Source organism: Allobosea sp. GW821-FHT03A12, assembly GCF_058986765.1.
Map to the genome: position 1 here is coordinate 43,238 of NZ_JBYSVZ010000001.1, position 18,365 is coordinate 61,602.

The following is an 18,365-nucleotide window of genomic DNA, read 5'->3' on the forward strand; positions in this document are numbered from 1 at the left end:
ATCCTACACGCTCGGCGCCGAGAGGCTATCGGGACTCGTCGCGGCGTCAGGGCAGCCGAACCGCCTTGCCGGGGTTCATCAGGTTCGACGGGTCGAATTGCCGTTTGACGGCGCGCATCAGCGTGGAATCGAGGCTCGGGCGGTAGTGCTCGATCAGGTCGCGCTTCATTTCGCCGAGGCCGTGCTCGGCGCTGATGCTGCCCTTGTAGGCGGCAACCAGATCGTAGAGCGCGGTCTCGACTTTCTTTTGGAGAGCGCCGCGCTGATTTGGGTCGAGCCCGGCCGGCGCCAGGATGTTGAAGTGCAGGTTGCCGTCGCCGATATGGCCGAACACCACCGGCCGCAGGCCGGGGTCGAGCGCCTGCAAGGCGGCAAGGCAGCGTTCGACGAAATCCGGGATCGCGCTGATCGGCGTCGAGACGTCGTGGCTGAAGCTCGGCCCGGCGCGCTTCTGCGCCTCGGTGATGTTCTCGCGCAGGCCCCAGAGCTGCTCCGCCTGCGCCAGGGACTGGGCGATGACGCCATCATCGACGATGTCCTGTTCGAAGCCGGCGGCGAGGATGCCTTCGAGGATGGCGTCGAGCGGGATCTCGGGCGAGGCCGCATCGAGCTGCAGCAGGACATAGACGCCGCCGCGCAGGGCGGGCTGGGCGACATGGGGGGCGTGGGTTTCGACCAGCGCGCGGCAGGCCTCGGTGAAGCACTCGCAGCCGGAGAGGACATCGGCCGCGTGCTCGCGAGCGAGCTGGAACAGGCGCACCGCGGCGGCGAAGTCGCGCACGCTCGCCAGCGCCGTGGCGCGCGAGCGTGGCGCCGCATGCAGCTTGAGCGCGGCGGCGGTGACGATGCCGAGTGTGCCTTCCGAGCCGATGAAGAGATGCTTGAGGTCGTAGCCGGTATTGTCCTTGCGCAAGGTGCGCAGCCCGTTCCAGATTTGCCCGTCCGGCAGGACGACCTCCAGGCCGAGCACCTGGTCGCGCATGTTGCCATAGCGCAGCACGGCGGTGCCGCCGGCATTGGTGGCGATGGTGCCGCCGATCTGGCAGCTGCCTTCGGCGGCGAGGCTGACGGGGAAGAACAGGCCCGCCTCCGCCGCGCGCTGCTGCAGGGTCTGCAGGATGACGCCGGCTTCGACGATGGCGACGGCGTCGGCGGTGTCGAGCGCGCGCACGCGGTTCATGCGGCCGAGCTGCACGACGACCGCCTGCCCGCTCTCATCGGGAATGCCGCCATAGACCAGCCCGGTATTGCCGCCCTGCGGGACGAGCGGCACGCGATGGCGCCGGCTCCAGTCGACGATCTTCGCGACCTCTTCCACGCTGGCGGGCCGCACCACCGCGCGGGCTATGCCGTGCCGCCGGCCGCGCCAGTCCTCGCAATAGGGCGCGATCGCCTCGGCGGCGGTGAGGACATGCTCCGCACCGATCATGGCTTCGAGTTCGGCAAGGAGGTCGGCAGGAGGGGAGGAAGGCAAAGCGCTCTCCGGGATCGTTGCGTCTGGAATCGTTAGGGTTGGACATGGCGGAACAGCCGGATCTGCGCGATCGCGACGGCTCCGATGCAATAAAGTATTTTCACGCGAAGCGGACACTCGTTCGCGCGACGAAAAGGGTCCAGCCGTTCAGTTGCGAGGGGCGACGGGCGCGTGAACTAGCGCTGTTGGGAAAGCATCGCCCGGATGCCGGAGATGCGAGCGCCGGATGGCTGGCGCCTTGCGGCGCCAGCCTCGTCGAGATCGGACGGGTTCAGACCCAGACCCAATGGCAGCGCGTGACGCGCCGGCCGAAGCCGTCCCGAAACGTGCGGCAGACCCTGCGCCTGCGGCGATGGTGCCTGCGATGATGGGGCGGAGGACCATGCCGGTGCCGGCCGCGGTGCTGGGACCAATCCGCCTGCGCGCTATCGGGAAGCGCCGCGATGACGTCGTCCAGGGACGAAGCGACCGCTGGCGTCGCGGCGGAAGCGTCCGCCGCCACCAGGCCTGCCGCGAGCCCGGATCCGGCTGCGAGCATCGCAAACAAAAATGATCGTCTGTCCATAATCGAGGCGCCCCCTGCTCGCCGCGGATAGGTGATACTAGGCGAGCTATCGTAGTGAGAGCAATTCGCATCGCATTCGTTGCATGAGATCATCGACAAGGGCGGCGTCCGGGCACTTCGATGCTTGCGCACGCGAGGCGATTTGTTCCAGGTGTCCGGATTTTCTGTGTTTGGGATTGTGAGTACAGATTCTGGGATTTCTGGAGGATGTATTTTTGGTTCCGCGATCTACGCTCGCCGCGGCCTCGGGAGGCGACGCGATGGCGGTTCATCGTCGTCGGGCGCGATTCCTGCGCGACTTGAGAGCCCTCGCTTCGGGAGGAGGCAACCGGGATGCGCTGGAAACTTGCGGTCTTCGCCATCGGCTTGGCGCTTGCGGGATGCAATCCCGATTCGGCCGATCAACGGACGCTTGGCGGAGGGGTTATCGGTGCCGGAACGGGCGCCGTCATCGGCGGTATCGCGGGAGGCGGCCGCGGCGCGGCGATCGGGGCGGCGGTCGGTGGCATCACCGGTGCCGTGATCGGCCGGGCGACCACGCCCAACAACTGCCTCTACCGTGATCGCGACGGGCGCGTGTTCGAGGCGCGCTGCCCCTGACCTCCCATGAGCTGTTCGTCCTCCGGCCTGTCGTGCGAGGCCGGCGGTGTCTTGCCGATCGGCGGATGAACTCGCTCGGCCTGTCCTGGCCTGAGCGCACTTCGGGACAGGGGTGCACCTCTCCGCCAAGGACCAGAGATTCCTCCTCATCGCGCTCGTCCGAAAGCCGACGGAGGCGGCGCTGGCCGCGGGCGGGTTGATCGCGGCGGCCTTTGCGGCTCTCATGCGCTGCCCGTACTGCTCTCGGAAAGGCGGGATGATCGGCGCGGCGATGGCCGGCCGTCCCGACGATCCAGGGTATCCCGCCAGCCGGGAACGGACGCGCATGGCGGGGCCGGGAAGGCAGCGCTGCAAAGACTATCAGGTTGCAAGGAGGAACGATGACGATCGAACTCGGACGTGCTCAAACCACGCGGTGGCGATCCGCGGGCGCCGTGGCATGCGGCATCGCGCTGCCGTTCCTGCTGGCCGGCTGCGGCGGCGGCGAGGGGTTGTCCTCCTCCTCGGGCAGCGCGGCGCGTGCGCCCGCCCCGGCCGGGGTCTCGCGCGACGCCCTGGTCGGGCGTTGGGGCATCGCATCTTTCCATACCGAGAAGGACCGCAAGCGCACCGAGGCGGAGGCGCGCTCGCAATGCAAGCAGCCCTACGTCATCACGCAAGGCCCCGGCGACGGGGTCATGATGCATGTCGCCGACGATCCCAAGCCCTATGAGCTCAGGCTGAAGGCAGGCGCCGGCGGCAAGACTTATGTCGGCTTCGAGGCGCCGGCCGGCGATCCGCAGGACCGCGAATTGCTCTCGGTGAAGCCGAAGGAGCTGGTGATGCGCTTCGTCGATCCCGATGCGCATGCCCGCTACGGCACCTTCATCTACAGCCGCTGCGGCTGAACGGAGGCGATCAGATGAACCAGATCATTCGCACAGCCTTGCATGGGCTGCTCCTCTCCGGTCTCGCGCTGGCGCCCGTCCTCGCCTTGCAGGGCGTCGCGGGGGCGCAGCCGCGCCCGCCGGCGGCGCTGCAGGAGACGATGGACATCGGCGACGAGCCGGGCCGCGTCTCGACCGAGGAGGTCAGCATTACCGATGGCCCTTACGCCCGCCAGATGGTGCTGTTTCGCTCGCATGAGGCGCCCGGCACCGTGGTGATCCATTCGGGCGAGCGCTTCCTTTATGTGGTGCAGGGCAATGGCCGTGCCCTGCGCTACGGCATCGGCGTCGGCCGCGAGGGCTTCACCTGGTCCGGCCAGGTCCAGGTCAGCCGCAAGGCGGAATGGCCGGACTGGCGCCCGCCGCCGGAGATGCTGCAGCGCCAGCCCTATCTGCCGCGCTTCATGGCCGGTGGCCCCGGCAATCCGATGGGCTCGCGCGCGCTCTATCTCGGCTCGACCGTCTTCCGCATCCACGGCACCAACCAGCCGGAGACGATCGGCCAGGCGATCTCGTCGGGCTGCTTCCGGCTCGCCAATGGCGACATCTCCGACCTCTATGAGCGCGTGCCGGTCGGCACCAAGGTCATCATCCGCCACAAGGCGACGCTGTGACCGCCCCCGCCCCCTCCGCCGACCTGCAGAAGGAACGGACAGACATGTCGAAGGTTTCCTGGATTGCCCGCAGCGGTCTCGGCCTTGCCGCCCTCATCGGCCTGGCCCTTCCAGCCGCCGCCGGCACGCTCGATACCGTCAAGCAGCGCGGCACGCTGCAATGCGGCGTCAGTGAAGGCGTGATCGGCTTCTCGGAGAAGGATGCCCAGGGCGCCTGGCGCGGCTTCGACGTCGATTTCTGCCGCGCCGTCGCGGCGGTCGTGCTCGGCGATGCCGGCAAGGTCGCCTTCACCCCGCTGTCGGCGAGCCAGCGCTTCGATGCGCTGAAGGCCGGCACGGTCGACCTCTTGGCGCGCAACTCGACCTGGACGCTCGGACGCGAGGCCGAGCTCGGCCTGGCCTTTGCGGGCATCACCTATCATGACGGCCAGGGCTTCCTGGCGAAGCGGGCGCTCAAGGTCGACACGGCCCTGTCGCTCGACAAGGCGAAGATCTGCGTCGAGGCCGGCACGACCACGCAGCTCAACCTCGCCGATTTCTTCAAGGCCAATTCGATGACCTATGAGGAGAAGGTCTATCCGAGCGCGGCCGAGGCCTTCGCCGCCTTCGAGGGTGGGCAATGCGACGCACTGACCCGCGACCAGTCGGCGCTGCATGGCGAGCGGCTCAGGCTGGCCAAGCCCGCCGAGGCGATCGTGCTGCCGGATGTGATCTCGAAGGAGCCGCTCGGGCCGGTGGTCCGCAGCGACGACTTCCCCTGGTTCACGATGGTGCGCTGGGTGAATTTCGCGCTGGTCAATGCCGAGGAACTCGGCATCTCCACTGCGAATCTCGACGAGGCGCTCAAGTCGCAGAAGCCGGATGTGCGCCGCTTCACCGGGGCTGAGGGCGGCTTCGGCAAGGCGCTCGGCCTTGAGGCGGACTGGGCGGTCCGGGCCGTCAAGGCGGGCGGGAACTATGCCGAGATCTATGAGCGCAATCTCGGTACCGGCTCGAAGCTCGGCATCCCGCGCGGCCTCAACCAGCTCTGGAGCATGGGCGGCGTGCTCTACGCGCCGCCGCTGCGCTAGACCGGACATTCCGGACAGTCCCGCGGTCCAAAAAACGGCGGGACTGCTCAATCAGGTGCCGTCAGCGCCCGCGGTGCCGGGGCGGCGGCGGCAGCGGCCGGCGGGTGCGCTGGCGATAGCGATGCCAGTTCTTCCGGCGCGCCGGCCTGGGTGCGCCATGGCGAGCCGGGACGGTGGCAGCGCCCGGCGCCCTCGGCTGCGGCGGCCCCTGCATGAACTCGGCATCCTGCGCGTCGAGCGCGCCGGTCGCCGCTGCGGGGCGTTCATCGATCGATGCGGCGCCGGCTGTGGTGGCGGCCAGCAACCCGCCGAGAAGTGCGGTCAAAAAAGCCCTGCGTTCCATCTGTATCCCGTCACGTATCGTCATCGTCATCCGCGCCGCAAGGAGGCGCCGCGGCACGATGATCATGCCTGTTGTCGTGGTGCAAGCGAATGCCGCCGGCCCGATGCCTGCTCAGCCACGGCTGATCGCATTCTTGTAGATCGCTCCGTCCTTCATGATGACGGCGAGGTTCTTGCCGGGCTGCTCGATGAGCTTGATGTCGTCGAGCAGATTTCCGTCGACCACCAGGATATCGGCCAGCGCGCCAGGCTCGATGACGCCGAGCTTGCCCTGATAAGGCGTGCGCGGGCCGGACAAAGCGAGAAGCTCGGCATTGACCGAGGTCGCCATGCGCAGCGCCTCGGCATTGCTGTACCACTGGGTGAGATGGGTCAGCATCACGCCCTGGCGGTGGGTGATCGCCGGCGAGAACAGCAGGTCCGAGCCCCAGGCGGTCTTCAGCCCGTACTTGCGGGCGAGCCCGTAGAGCCTCGGCGTATTGGCGAAGACCTCAAGCATCCGCTCGCGACTCGGCCCGGTCAGGGGGGCGGAATCGGCTTCGCTCGTGAAGGGCTGCGTGCTGAGCCAGATACCCTTCTCCGCCATGAGCTGCGCCGTCTGCTCGTCGATCAGGTGAGCGTGCTCGATGCAGGCGGCACCGGCGGAGATGGCGCGCCGGATGGCTTCGGGCGCATAGGCGTGGACCGCGGCATAGGTGTTCCAGTCGCGGGCGATGGCCACGGCCGCCTTGAGGTCGTCCTCGCTGAAGGTCGTCATGTCCAGCGGGCTGCGCGGCGAGGAAACGCCGCCGCCGCCGACCAGCTTGATCTGCGAGGCACCCTGGAAGAGCTGCTCGCGGACCCTCATCCTGATCTCGCCGACGCTGTCGGTGATTGCCCCGCCGATAGTCTCGAACATGCTGAGGCGGGCCGGGTCGCGCGGGACGTCGCTGGGCATGCGCAGGTCGGCATGCCCGCCGGTCGTGGTGATCATCGCCCCGGACGGGAAGATGCGCGGTCCCGGGATCACGCCGTTGTCGATCGCCTGCTTGAACGAGAAGACCGGCCCGCCGAGGTCCCGCACGGTGGTGAAGCCGCGCTGCAGGGTGCGGTTGGCCTCGGCCGTGGAGCTCGTGAACATGGCGGCGGGATCGCCCGACAGCAGGGCCGTGATCGGGACGGCGCAGAACAGCGTATGCCAATGCATGTCGATCAGGCCGGGCATCAGCATCCGGCCTGCGCAGTCGATGACCGTCGCATCCGCGGGCGGGGCCGCATTGCCGGTGTCGACCGCTGCGATGCGGTTGCCCTCGACCAGCACCTGCGCGTTCACCAGGCCGTTCGACTTGCCGTCGAAGAGCCTGACCTGCCGGAACAGGACCTTGGCGGGCGGGCTCTGGGCCAGAGTCGGCGTGGCCGCGGCGCCGGCGAGGGCGAGCACGCTTCCCAGAAGGCCCCGGCGGGTGAACGCATCGAGGCGGCGGGAAGCCTGCTCGAGCGTGGCGCTGGTGCAGGCGCAATGGGCGCCATGGGTCAGGTGCTGGTACTTCTTGCCCACGCGGATCATGCTGTCCTCCGGGTCGTCGGATCGTCGATGCGAGGCGCGCCCGGCCGGTGCGCTGCGAATCGAACACGGGTGGCGAGGCGTTCGCCCGTCGGTTTGGCGCGGTTTTCCGCGCCGGCGGGAGCGCGAAGCGCGATGGCTCATCCTAGAGCCGTGGGCCGCAAAGGCATTGACTGAGAATCCCGGGCTTTGGCTTTGCGTCCCGGAAACGAGCCCGTTGCCGCGACATGGAGAGCCCGGACTTGCCGCCATCGGGACGGTTTCCTACGGTCGCGCCGCGCATGGAACTCTCGGCATCGCCGACCGGGCGAATCGAGGTGCGTGATCGCGCGAGGAGAATGGCGGGGAGCTTCGCGATGAGCGATCAGAAGCGGTCGGCACGGTGCCCACGCCCGGTCCGCGCCCGTTCGGCCACGATCCTGGCTCTCGTGCTCACGGCCATTTTGGCGGCCTGCTCGACGCCGCAGGGACTGCTGCAGCCGGTGGCCCCGGCTCCTGGTACGGATAGCGTCAACATGCTGGCGGCCACGACGCGCGCGCCCTCGGCCGATCCCGGGGTGCTGTTCAGCGGCGAGCGGGGCGAGGGCGTTTCATTCAGGAATATCGTCGTGTCGATCCCGCGCGAGCGCGAGATCGGCACCGTCCAACTGCCGCGCTCGGTTCCGGGCAATCCCGCGACGGATTTCGTCGTCACCGCCTCGACGCCGCTGCCGAAGGCACGGATTGCCGACTGGTTCAGGTCGACGAGCGGTCGTTCGAAGCGGGTCTTCGTGTTCGTGCATGGCTTCAACACGCCGTTCGACCGCGCAGTCTTCCGCTTCGCGCAGCTGGCGCACGACGCCGATGCCCACGCCGCCCCGGTCCTGTTCTCCTGGCCCTCGCGCGGCTACCTGCTCGACTATAGCCGCGACTTCGACAACGCCTCCTATTCGCGCTCCGACCTGGCGGACCTGCTCAGGATGGCCGTCGCGGCGCCCTCGGTTCGCGAGATCGTGATCCTGGCGCATTCGATGGGAAGCTGGCCTGCCGTCGAGGCCGTCAGGCAGATCGCGCTGAGGGATGGCGGCGTGCCCAGCAAGATCAGCAACCTCATCCTGGCCTCGCCGGATCTCGATACCGGGGTCTTCCGGCGTCAGGTCGAGGAGATGGGGTCTAAGCGGCCGCAGATCACCCTGTTCACTGCGCAGCACGACCGCGCCTTGCAGGTCTCTCGCTTCATCGCGCGCGGCGCGACGCGGCTCGGCGGCATCGATCCGACGCGCGAGGAATATCGCAGCCAGTTCGCCGGGCTGTCCGGGATCACGGTGATCGACCTCTCGGCGATCAATGCCGGTGACCGCTTGAACCACGATCTCTTCGCGGCGAGCCCGGATGCGGTGCGCCTAATTGGCGGCAGGCTGCTGCAGGGGCAGGTGATCACCGATTCGGACGTCCCGGCGCCGCTTGCGGCGGCAGGGGTGATCGGCTCTGCCGCGAGCCTCCTGGTCACTGCGCCGATTCGCGTCTTCGACGCGGCGACACCTTAGCCATCCCTAGGGTTGACGCTGGAGGCGTCTAGGGTGATACTCTGACAACTGTTTGAAGTTTCAAGTATATTTTTAGCAATATTGTTTTTCGGGAGCCGTTTGATCTAGGACAAGGTTTCCTGATCTGATCAGCGGTAAGATTCGTTCCGCAATTGCGCCGGAATCGCAAACTACGGGCGATCGGAGCACTTTGTGCCGACGTTCTCTTGTGGCGGGGAGAAGAGGAATGTCAGCATGTTTGCCGTGACGCATTTTTGTACAGCGGGACTGCAGGCGAGCGATCAGTTCGATGCCTGGCGTTCCCTGCACAAGAACACGATCGAACTTTTTCCGTCGGACGAGCGATCGACGGGATTCGTCGCCGAGTTTTCATCCTGGACCCTGGGCGAGCTCATCCTGACGCATGTGGTCTATGAAGGGGCGCCGGGCCGGCAATGGCGGCACCGCCCTAAGTCCTATCTCGACCATTGGTGCGTGGTGCTGGCGCGGACGACCGCGGCTGACGGCAGCTCGTCCCAGCACCTGAGCTTCCGCTCGCTGGCGCTGCCCTTCGAGGGGCAGGCCCGGGACACCGAGGTCATCACGCTCTATCTGCCACGCGACAGTGGCGCCGCCGACCAGCAGCGCTTCGACGAAGCCCATGGCCTCGAGCCGAGGCGCGAGCTCGCGCCCTTGCTCAGCGGCTACATGGACAATCTTGTCCGGCAATTGCGCTATGTCTCGCCCGAATACGCCGCCAGTCTGGAGATGCCGACCAAGGCCCTCGTCGCCGCCTGCGTCGCGTCCCATCCGTCCGGCCGGGAGCTGACGCAGCACCTTCCGAGTTCGGTGCTGATCGACAGGGCGCGCGCCCTGGTGCGTCAGAACATGGCCTCCCCGGATTTCGGGCCGGAACGCCTCGCCCGGCTGCTGGCGATGTCGCGCTCGAAACTGTATCGGCTGTTCGAGAGCAGCGGCGGCGTCGCCCATTTCATCAACAAGGAGCGCCTGCGCGAGGCGCATCTCCAGCTGAGTTCGTATCGGTCCGCCCTGTCCATCCACGCCATCGGCAACGAGGTCGGTTTTGCCGACCATTCCACGTTCAGCCGGGCTTTCCGGCGGGAATTCGGCTGCAGCCCGACGGAAGCGCGCGAGCGCGGATTCGTCCGATTGGTCGCCGAGGAGCCGGTCTCGGGCTGACTTCGTGGCATTCTGCGCATTTGTCCGGAAGCGGGCCGGCGGGCTGGCCAGGATCGCATCCGTTTCGCTCCAAGTCCCGGTGACGTCCACGCCCGGCGTACCTGTCGTCCGGCTGGCGCTGCTCTATGCCTGCCTGTTCTTCGAACTCGGGGTCAATCTGCCGTTCTTCCCGATCTGGCTGAAGGCGCAGTCCCTCGATAGCAGCGCGATCGGCATCGTCGTGGCGGTTCCCCTGTTGACCCGGATCCTGGCGAATCCCATGGTCGGGGCGCTCGCCGATCGGAGCGGCCGCATTTCCCTCGTCCTCACGGCGTGCGCGCTTCTGGTCGCCGCGGGCACCGGGCTCCTGGCTGTCGCGAACGGCCTGTGGGCCATTCTTCTCGTCGTCGTCACCATCGCCATGGCGCAAGGGCCGTTGATTGCGCTGGCCGACGCCATGACGCTGGGGCGCCTTGCCGAAGCCGAGCGCTCCGAGCTGATCTATGGGCGCGTCCGGCTGTGGGGCTCGCTCGGCTTTGCCGCCGCCAACCTCGCGGCCGGCTGGTCGCTGGAATGGTTCTCCGCCAATTTCGTGATCGTGCTGCTGCTGATCTCGGCGATCTTCACAGCGGTCGCGGCTGCCGGCTGCATGGCGGCGGTGCCGAATCGTTCGGTCGTCGTCGAGGGCGAGAACGACGAAGCGTGGCCGGCGCCCGCTTTGCTCCTGGTCGGCACGATCGCCGGTGCTGCGCTCGTGCAGGCGAGCCATGGGGCATTCTACGGCTTCGGCACGCTGCATTGGCAGGCGGCTGGCATGTCCGGTGCGGCCATGGGCGGGCTATGGGCGCTCGGCGTCCTCTCCGAGGTCGCCCTGTTCGCCTTCCTCGGCTACCGGATGAGCGGCGCGGCCAGCGCGGCCTGGCTGCTGGTAGCGGCGGCAGGGACCGCGACCCTGCGCTGGGCGGGGATGTCGCAGGATCCGGGCTCCGCGGCCCTGATCGGCCTGCAGCTGCTGCATGGCGTGACGTTCGGCGCCACCCATCTCGGCAGCATCTTCCTTTTGTCGCGGCTGGCGCCGGGCCGGATGCAGGCCAGCGCCCAGGCCTGGCTCGCCGGCGGCTGGGCCGGTGTCATGGCTCTGCTGACGACGCTGTCCGGCCAGCTCTACGAGAGCTGGGGCGAACAAATCTATCTCGTCATGACCGCAGTGGCTGCGACTGGGCTGGTGCTCCTGGTGCTGGTCGCTTTCGGGCTGAGCCGCATGACGGCCGGAGAGCCGCCATCGCGGCGAGGCGGTTCCCCAACAATGGGATGATCGGTCCAGAGTTGGGATTCTGAGCTGATCCGTGTCCCAGCTGGTGTTGCTAGCGTCGGGATGTCGTCCCGGACGGTTTCGTAGTCCGCGAGCGCGCTTGCGGACATTCGGGACGTGACTGCCCAGGGGGAGAATACGATGCAGCGGCGAGGCTTCTGGCGCCAGGATGCGCCACCGCAGGAGCGGGAGGCTGCCGGGGAGCGGGCATGAAGCGCGATGGAGCTTCATCCGGCCCGGGCCGCCTCGTGGCCGCGGGGGTGATCGCGCTCGTCCTCGCCTCCTGCAGCAGCGAGGAACAGGCGCCGCCGCCACCGGTGCGTTTCGTGCGCACCGTGACCGTCGAGCCGCCGCGCCAGGCGCCCGATCTCAGCTTCACCGGCCATGTCGAGGCTCAGGACCAGGCTGCACTGGCGTTCCGCATCGGTGGCCGCCTGTCCGAGCGCCTGGTCGGGGTGGGCGCGAGCGTCCGCGAGGGCCAGGTCGTCGCGCGGCTCGATCCCGAGAACGAGCTCAATGATCTGCGCTCGGCCCAGGCGGCGGCGAGTGCGGCGCAGGGCGCCCTCCGCAAGGCGGAGAACCAGTTCGAGCGGCAGCGCCATCTGCTCCAGCGCCACATCACCACGCAGGCGGATTTCGAGAGCGCGCAACAGGCGCTGACGGCCGCCCGCGCGCAGGTCGAGGCGGCGCAGGCACGCGTCCGCTCGGCGCAGGACGTTGTCGGCTTCACCACGCTGAAGGCCGATGCCCCGGGCATCGTCACCCGCGTCGGCGCGGAGCCCGGCGAGGTCGTCGCCGCCGGCCGGATGATCCTGCAGCTGGCGCGGCGGGACGGCCGCGACGCGGTGTTCGAGATCCCGGCGGAGCTGGCGCGCCGGCTGGCGCCCGGCATGCCGGTGCGGGTCGCGCTGAGCGGGGAGGCGGGCGCGGAAGCGGCCGGCCGGGTGCGCGAGATCGCGCCGCAAGCCGATTCGGTCACCCGGACCTTCCGGATCAGGGTCGGGCTCAGCGATCCGGCGCCGGCCTTCCGGCTGGGCGCGGCCGTCTCCGGCTCGGTCCGGGCCGAGGGCAGCGGGGCGATCGCTATCCCGGCGACGGCCCTGGCACGGCGCGACGGCGCCGTCGGCGCCTGGGTGGTCGATCCCAAGAGCCTGACCGTCTCGCTGCGCAGGCTCGATCTCGCGAACACGGATCCGGCGACCGCCGAGATCGCCAAGGGATTGCAGGTCGGCGACATCGTCGTCACGGCCGGCGCCGGGCTTCTCCGCGAAGGCCAGCAGGTGCGCCTGATCGGAGCCGAATCGCGATGAACTTCAACCTGTCGGAATGGGCGCTGAAGAGCCGCTCGGTCGTGATCTACCTGATGGTGATGGCGGTCGTCGCCGGCGTCTTCGCCTTCATCAGGCTCGGCCGCAACGAAGATCCGGCCTTCGTCATCAAGACGATGGTGGTCTCCGCGGTCTGGCCCGGGGCCAGCATGGAGGAGACGCTGAGCCAGGTGACGGAGCGCCTCGAGCGGCAGATCGAGGAGACGCCCGGCCTCGACAGCGTGCGCAGCTTCACCCGGCCCGGCGTGACGACGATCTTCGTCAACCTCAAGGGCGAGGTGCCCGGCCGCCAGGTCCAGGACACCTGGTACAGGGTGCGCAACCTGATCGCCGACATGCGTCATACGCTGCCGACAGGCACGCTCGGGCCGTTCTTCAACGACCGGTTCGGCGATACCTTCGGCATCATCTACGGCTTCACCTCGGACGGCTTCACCAATCGCGAGCTGCGCGACCAGGTCGAGACGATCCGGTCGCGGCTGCTGCTCGTGCCCGACGTCTCGAAGATCGAGATCGTCGGCGCGCAGGACGAGCGCATCTTCATCGAGTTCTCGGTGCGGGAGCTCGCCAATCTCGGTCTCGACCGCGCATCGCTGCTCGCGGCCCTGCAGGCCCAGAACGTGGTTCGGCCGGCAGGCCAGATCCAGACGCAGGACGAGACCTTCTCGGTGCGCGTCTCCGGCGCCTTCCAGTCCGAGGCCGACCTCCTGAACATCAACTTCCCGGTCGGTGACCGGATGGTGCGGCTCGCCGACATTGCCAGCATCAGGCGCGGTCAGGTCGATCCGCCGACGCCGATGTTCCGCGTCAACGGGCGCGAGGCGATTGGCCTCGGCATCGCCATGCGCGACGGCGGCGACATCCTGGCGCTCGGCCGCAACATCAAGACGGCGATGGCCACGGTCACCGCCGGTCTGCCGCTCGGGATCGAGCCGCATCTGGTCGCTGACCAGGCCGTCACGGTCTCGCATGCGATCGACGATTTCATGATGTCGCTCTGGCAGGCCGTCGGCATCATCATGGTCGTCAGCTTCATTAGCCTCGGTGTGCGGCCGGGGCTGGTCGTTGCGCTCGCCATCCCGCTGACGCTCGCCATCGTCTTCGCCTGCATGCTGGTGGCCGGCATCGACATGCAGCGCATCTCGCTCGGCGCCCTGATCATCGCGCTGGCCCTTCTCGTCGACGACGCCATGACCACGACCGACGCCATGGTCACGCGGCTCGCCGCGGGCGAGCAGAAGCTGAAGGCGGCGACCTTCGCCTTCGACAAATACGCGACCGCGATGCTGGCCGGCACGCTGGTGACGATCGCCGGCTTCGTGCCGATCGGCTTCGCCGCGAGCTCGGCCGGCGAATACACCTTCTCGCTCTTCGCGGTGGTGACGATCGCGCTGGTCGTCTCCTGGTTCGTGGCCGTCCTGTTCGCGCCGGTGCTCGGCGTCGCCATGCTGAAGGCGCCCGAGGCCTCGGGGCAGGCCAAGGGGCCGGGCCGCGTCGAGCGCGGCTTCCGTTCGCTGCTTTCGGGCGCGATCCGGCTGCGCTGGATCACCATCGCGGTGACGCTTGGCCTGTTCGCGGCCGCGATCCTGGCGCTGCCGCTGGTGCCGCGGCAGTTCTTTCCGGCCTCGGACCGGCCTGAATTGTTGGTCGACCTCACCTTGCCGCAGAACGCCTCGATCTATGCCAGCGAGGACCTCGTCAACCGCGTCGAAGCCTCGCTCAAGGGCGACCCCGACGTCGAGCGCTGGAGCACCTATGTCGGCCGCGGTGCGATCCGCTTCTACCTGCCGCTCGACGCGCGACTGCCGAACGACTTCTTCAGCCAGGCGGTGATCGTCGCCAGGGACGTGCCGGCGCGCGAGCGGCTGCAGAAGAAGCTGGAAGCGTTGCTCGCCAAGGATTTTCCGAACGTGGTCGGGCGCGTCTCGCCGCTCGAGCTCGGCCCGCCAGTCGGCTGGCCGGTGCAATACCGGGTGAGCGGCCCCGACACCGCCGAGGTCCGTTCGATCGCCTTCCGACTGGCGCAGGTCGTCGCGGCCAATCCCAACGCTCGCCAGATCAATTTCGACTGGATCGAGCCCGCGCGGGAGCTGCGCCTGCGCGTCGACCAGGACGAGGCGCGCCGGCTTGGCCTGAGCTCGGCCGCCGTCGCCGCGATCGTCAACACGGTCGTCTCCGGCACGGTCGTGACGCAGGTGCGCGATTCCATCTATCTGGTCGACGTCGTCGTGCGGGCCCAGGACGCCGAGCGTGCCTCGCTCGACACGCTGCGCAGCATGCAGGTGGCGCTGCCGAGCGGCCGCTCGGTGCCGGTCTCGCAGTTCGTCAGCTTCAGCTACGGGCTCGATACCCCGCTGATCTGGCGGCGCGATCGCGTGCCGAACCTGACGGTCGCGGCCGATGTGACGCCGGGCGTCCTGCCGGATGCCGTGGTCTCGGCGCTGCAACCCTCGATCGAGGCACTGCGCAAGACCCTGCCGGCCGGCTACGGCATCACCGTCGGCGGCACTGTCGAGGAAAGCGCCAAGTCGCAGGCCTCCGTCATCGCCGTGGTGCCGGTGATGCTGCTGATCATGTTCACCGTGCTGATGGCGCAGCTCAAGAGCTTCAGGCTGTTTGCGATCGTGCTCAGCATCGCGCCGCTCGGGCTGATCGGCGTCGTCGCGGCGCTGCTGCTCTCCGGCAAGCCGCTCGGCTTCGTCGCTTTGCTCGGCGTCCTCGCTCTGATCGGCATCATCACCAAGAACGCGGTGATCCTGATCGGGCAGATCGAGGATGAGCGCGCGGCCGGCAAAAGCGTCGTCGAGGCGGCCATCGATGCCGCCGGCACGCGCTTCCGGCCGATCATGCTGACCGCGGTCTCGACCGTGCTCGGCATGATCCCGATCGCGCCGACCGTGTTCTGGGGGCCGATGGCCTTTGCGATCATGGGCGGGCTGCTGGTCGCGACGGTGCTGACCCTGGTTCTCCTGCCGGTCCTCTATGTCGCCGTCTTCGGGGCCGCACGCGGCGAGGCGAAGCGGCCGGCCAGCGCGGGAGGCTCCCTGGCATGAGCGCGATCGCGACAAGGCGGATGCCGATGATCCTCTCGGCTCGGATGGCGGCCGTCACGCTGCTCGCGGCGACGCTCGCCTCCTGCGGCAGCGAGCAGGCTCCGCCGCAGGAGGGGCGGCCAGTCGGCGTCGTCACCGTCGAGGCGGGGCAATTCTCCGACGACATCCGGTTCAGCGGCGAGATCCAGGCGAAGAAGGATGTCGGGCTCGCCTTCCGCGTCGGTGGCCGGGTCCTTGAACGCCCGGTCAATGTCGGCGATCGGGTGGCGGCGGGGCAGGTCATCGCCCGGCTCGAGCCCTCCCTCGAACAGAACGCACTGGCGGCGGCCAAGGCGGCGCTGGAAGCGGCGCGCGGCGAGGTCAGCACGACGCGCAACACCTATGAGCGCCAGGAGCGCCTGATGGCGCAGGGCTTCACCACCCGCCCGCGCTACGACCAGGCCCGGCGGGCGCAGGAGACGGCCCAGGCCGCGCTGGAGAATGCCGAGGCGCAGCTCGAACTGGCGCGCGATCGCCTCGGCTTCACCGAATTGCGCACGGATGTCGCCGGTGTCGTGACGGCGCGCCGGATCGAGCCGGGCGAGGTGGTGCAGCCCGGCCAGATCGTCGTCCAGATCGCCCGCGACGACAGCCGCGACGCGGTGTTCAACGTGCCGGCGAGCGTGCTCGACAGCCATCTCAGCGATGCCAGGGTCCGCGTCGTGCTGGCCGACGCTCCTGCGGTGGCCGCCTATGGCTCGATCCGGGAAGTCGCGCCGCAAGCCGATCCGGTGACCCGCACCTTCGAGGTCCGGGTCGGGTTGCAGGATCCGCCGGAGGCGATGCAGCTGGGCGCGACGGTGGTCGGCACGGTCGAGCTGCGCACCGCCGCAATCGTCTCGATCCCGGCGAGCGCGCTGACCCAGCAGGGCCAGTCGCCTGCGGTCTGGGTGGTCGATCCCGCCAAATCGACGGTCTCCCTCCGCGATATCGACGTGCTGCGCTTCGATGCCGGCAAGATCATCCTCTCGCAGGGGCTGGCGCCCGGCGAGATGATCGTGTCGGCCGGCATCCAGGCCCTGCACCCCGGTCAGCGCGTCAGGCCGCTGCCGCCCAGGCAGACAGCCGCGGCAGCGCCGGCGCGGCCGTGAGGACGGTGCATCCAGGCCCGCGCGGCTGACCGTATTTTTTGTCTTTCGTCTCAACTCGACAAAGGAGCCATCGACATGAGCGATCTCGTCTTCATCGCCTTTCCGACCGAGCAGAAGGCGGAGGAGGTCCGCCAGAAGGTCCTCTCCCTGCAGCGCGAATATCTGATCGAGCTCGGCGACGCGGTCGTGGTGGTCAAGGACGACAAGGGTCACGTCAAGCTCAACCAGATGATCAATCTGACCGCGACGGGGGCTGCTTCAGGCGCGCTCTGGGGCACGCTGATCGGCTTCATCTTCCTCAATCCCCTGATCGGCACGGCGATCGGCGCCGCCTCGGGCGCGCTCGGCGGCAAGCTCAGCGATGTCGGCATCAACGACCAGTTCATGAAGGACGCCGCCGCGGCCCTGCAGCCGAACACGGCGGGCCTGTTCCTGCTCATCCGCAAGATGACCACGGACAAGGTTCTCGCCGATCTGAAGGGCGTCGGCGGCACGCTGATGCAGACCTCCTTCGACGAAACCAAGGAGGCGGCGCTGCGGGCCGCGCTCTCGGCTGCCGCCGAGGCCGGTACGGCCGAAACCGGCGCTCCCGGGGCGTGAGTCCTGGCGGAAGGCAGGCTTCGCGAATCAAAGAGGTGCTCCGATGAGCAAGAAGCCTTCCGCTTCCAGCCGCGCTGCCGAGACGCGCGAACCGCTCGATATCGACCTCGCCTTGCAGGGTGGCGGCGCGCATGGCGCCTTCACCTGGGGCGTGCTGTGCCGGATCCTCGAAGAGGACTGGCTGACGATCGAGGCGATCTCGGGCACCTCGGCCGGCGCGATGAACGCGGCCGTGCTGGCCTCCGGCTACGCCACCGGGGGACGCGAGGGGGCGCGGGACGCGCTCGACCGATATTGGCGGAAGGTCTCCGAGGCGGCGCGCTTCAGCCCGTTCCAGCGCTCGCCGCTCGACGTGCTGCTTGGGCGCTGGACGCTCGACACCTCGCCGCTCTTCGTGGCGATGGACATGATGTCCCGAGTCGTCTCGCCCTACACCCTCAACCCGTCGGGCGCGAATCCGCTGACGGACATCCTCGCCGGGATCATCGACTTCGACGCCATCGCGAAGGGCCCGATCAAGCTCTTCATTTCCGCGACGAATGTCAGGACGGGGCGCAACCGGATTTTCCGGAACGCCGAGATCACGCCGGAGGTGCTGCTCGCCTCGGCCTGCCTGCCGACCCTGTTCCAGGCGGTCGAGATCGACGGCGAGAGCTATTGGGACGGCGGCTATTCCGGCAATCCGACGATGACGCCGCTGATCGAGGAGAGCAATGCGCGCGACACGATCCTCGTCCAGATCAATCCGGTCGAGCGGCCGGACACGCCGCGGACGGCGCGCGACATCCTGAACCGCCTCAACGAAGTCTCCTTCAACGCCGTGCTGCTGAAGGAGCTGCGCATGATGGCGCTGCTGCAGCGCGAGGCGCTGGCGGGAGCGGGCGAAGGCGCGCGCTGGGCGAGGATGCGTGTCCATCGCATCGCCAGCGACGCCATGACCGAACTCGGCTATTCCTCGAAGCTCAATGCCGAATGGGACTTCCTGACCATGCTCCACGATGAAGGCCGGCGCTCCGCCGAGGCGTTCTACCGGGCGCATCGCGACGAGATCGGCAAGCGCTCGAGCCTCGATCTCGCCGAATTCACCAAGGGGGTCTGACGGGTGCTTTCGCAGAAGGATCCCG

Annotated in this window: 15 protein-coding genes; 12 read left to right on the forward strand and 3 right to left on the reverse strand. The window is 68.4% G+C overall.

Annotated elements, in window-relative coordinates; genetic code table 11:
* Positions 1-46: 46 nt before the first annotated feature.
* The gene (locus AC3WLC_RS00205; protein ID WP_493681941.1) at positions 47-1,474 is read right to left on the reverse strand and encodes an FAD-binding oxidoreductase; all 1,428 of its coding nucleotides are present in this window, start codon (positions 1,472-1,474) and stop codon (positions 47-49) included.
* An 898-nt stretch (positions 1,475-2,372) separates the two neighbouring features.
* On the opposite strand from AC3WLC_RS00205, the gene AC3WLC_RS00210 reads away from it, so the two are divergent.
* The 4 genes from AC3WLC_RS00210 (at position 2,373) to AC3WLC_RS00225 (ending at position 5,249) form a co-directional block, all read left to right on the forward strand.
* Positions 2,373-2,639, forward strand: a complete 267-nt coding sequence (locus AC3WLC_RS00210) for a YMGG-like glycine zipper-containing protein (protein ID WP_493681942.1) — start codon at positions 2,373-2,375, stop codon at positions 2,637-2,639.
* 380 nt (positions 2,640-3,019) lie between these two features.
* Positions 3,020-3,526 carry a hypothetical protein gene (locus AC3WLC_RS00215; RefSeq protein ID WP_493681943.1) on the forward strand — a complete coding sequence of 169 codons (507 nt, stop codon included), beginning with the start codon at positions 3,020-3,022 and terminating at the stop codon, positions 3,524-3,526.
* A gap of 14 nt (positions 3,527-3,540) precedes the next feature.
* Positions 3,541-4,179: a L,D-transpeptidase gene (locus AC3WLC_RS00220; protein ID WP_493681944.1), complete on the forward strand. Its 639-nt coding sequence runs from the start codon at positions 3,541-3,543 to the stop codon at positions 4,177-4,179.
* 44 nt (positions 4,180-4,223) lie between these two features.
* Complete coding sequence (locus tag AC3WLC_RS00225; RefSeq protein WP_493681945.1) at positions 4,224-5,249, forward strand: amino acid ABC transporter substrate-binding protein; 1,026 nt, start codon at positions 4,224-4,226, stop codon at positions 5,247-5,249.
* 61 nt (positions 5,250-5,310) lie between these two features.
* Here the strand turns inward: AC3WLC_RS00225 and AC3WLC_RS00230 are convergent, their stop codons facing one another.
* Entirely contained in the window at positions 5,311-5,658 is a 348-nt protein-coding gene (locus AC3WLC_RS00230) for a hypothetical protein (protein ID WP_493681946.1), read from the reverse strand.
* A 45-nt stretch (positions 5,659-5,703) separates the two neighbouring features.
* Positions 5,704-7,137, reverse strand: coding sequence for a metal-dependent hydrolase family protein (locus tag AC3WLC_RS00235; RefSeq protein WP_493681947.1), 1,434 nt, complete (start codon positions 7,135-7,137; stop codon positions 5,704-5,706).
* Positions 7,138-7,490: 353 nt separating this feature from the next.
* On the opposite strand from AC3WLC_RS00235, the gene AC3WLC_RS00240 reads away from it, so the two are divergent.
* From AC3WLC_RS00240 to AC3WLC_RS00275, 8 genes are all read left to right on the forward strand, one after another.
* The gene (locus AC3WLC_RS00240) at positions 7,491-8,660 is read left to right on the forward strand and encodes an alpha/beta hydrolase (protein ID WP_493681948.1); all 1,170 of its coding nucleotides are present in this window, start codon (positions 7,491-7,493) and stop codon (positions 8,658-8,660) included.
* A gap of 234 nt (positions 8,661-8,894) precedes the next feature.
* Positions 8,895-9,839 carry a helix-turn-helix transcriptional regulator gene (locus AC3WLC_RS00245; RefSeq protein ID WP_493681949.1) on the forward strand — a complete coding sequence of 315 codons (945 nt, stop codon included), beginning with the start codon at positions 8,895-8,897 and terminating at the stop codon, positions 9,837-9,839.
* Between the two features lie 79 nt (positions 9,840-9,918).
* The gene (locus AC3WLC_RS00250; RefSeq protein WP_493681950.1) at positions 9,919-11,133 is read left to right on the forward strand and encodes an MFS transporter; all 1,215 of its coding nucleotides are present in this window, start codon (positions 9,919-9,921) and stop codon (positions 11,131-11,133) included.
* 206 nt (positions 11,134-11,339) lie between these two features.
* The gene (locus tag AC3WLC_RS00255) at positions 11,340-12,440 is read left to right on the forward strand and encodes an efflux RND transporter periplasmic adaptor subunit (RefSeq protein WP_493681951.1); all 1,101 of its coding nucleotides are present in this window, start codon (positions 11,340-11,342) and stop codon (positions 12,438-12,440) included.
* A complete protein-coding gene (locus tag AC3WLC_RS00260) occupies positions 12,437-15,511 on the forward strand; it encodes an efflux RND transporter permease subunit (protein ID WP_493681952.1) in 3,075 nt (1,024 codons plus the stop codon). Before AC3WLC_RS00255 ends, AC3WLC_RS00260 begins: the two co-directional genes overlap by 4 nt.
* Positions 15,508-16,641: an efflux RND transporter periplasmic adaptor subunit gene (locus AC3WLC_RS00265; RefSeq protein WP_493681953.1), complete on the forward strand. Its 1,134-nt coding sequence runs from the start codon at positions 15,508-15,510 to the stop codon at positions 16,639-16,641. Before AC3WLC_RS00260 ends, AC3WLC_RS00265 begins: the two co-directional genes overlap by 4 nt.
* A 75-nt stretch (positions 16,642-16,716) precedes the next feature.
* Positions 16,717-17,241, forward strand: a complete 525-nt coding sequence (locus tag AC3WLC_RS00270) for a DUF1269 domain-containing protein (protein ID WP_493681954.1) — start codon at positions 16,717-16,719, stop codon at positions 17,239-17,241.
* A gap of 43 nt (positions 17,242-17,284) precedes the next feature.
* The gene (locus tag AC3WLC_RS00275; RefSeq protein ID WP_493681955.1) at positions 17,285-18,340 is read left to right on the forward strand and encodes a patatin-like phospholipase family protein; all 1,056 of its coding nucleotides are present in this window, start codon (positions 17,285-17,287) and stop codon (positions 18,338-18,340) included.
* Positions 18,341-18,365 lie beyond the last annotated feature (25 nt).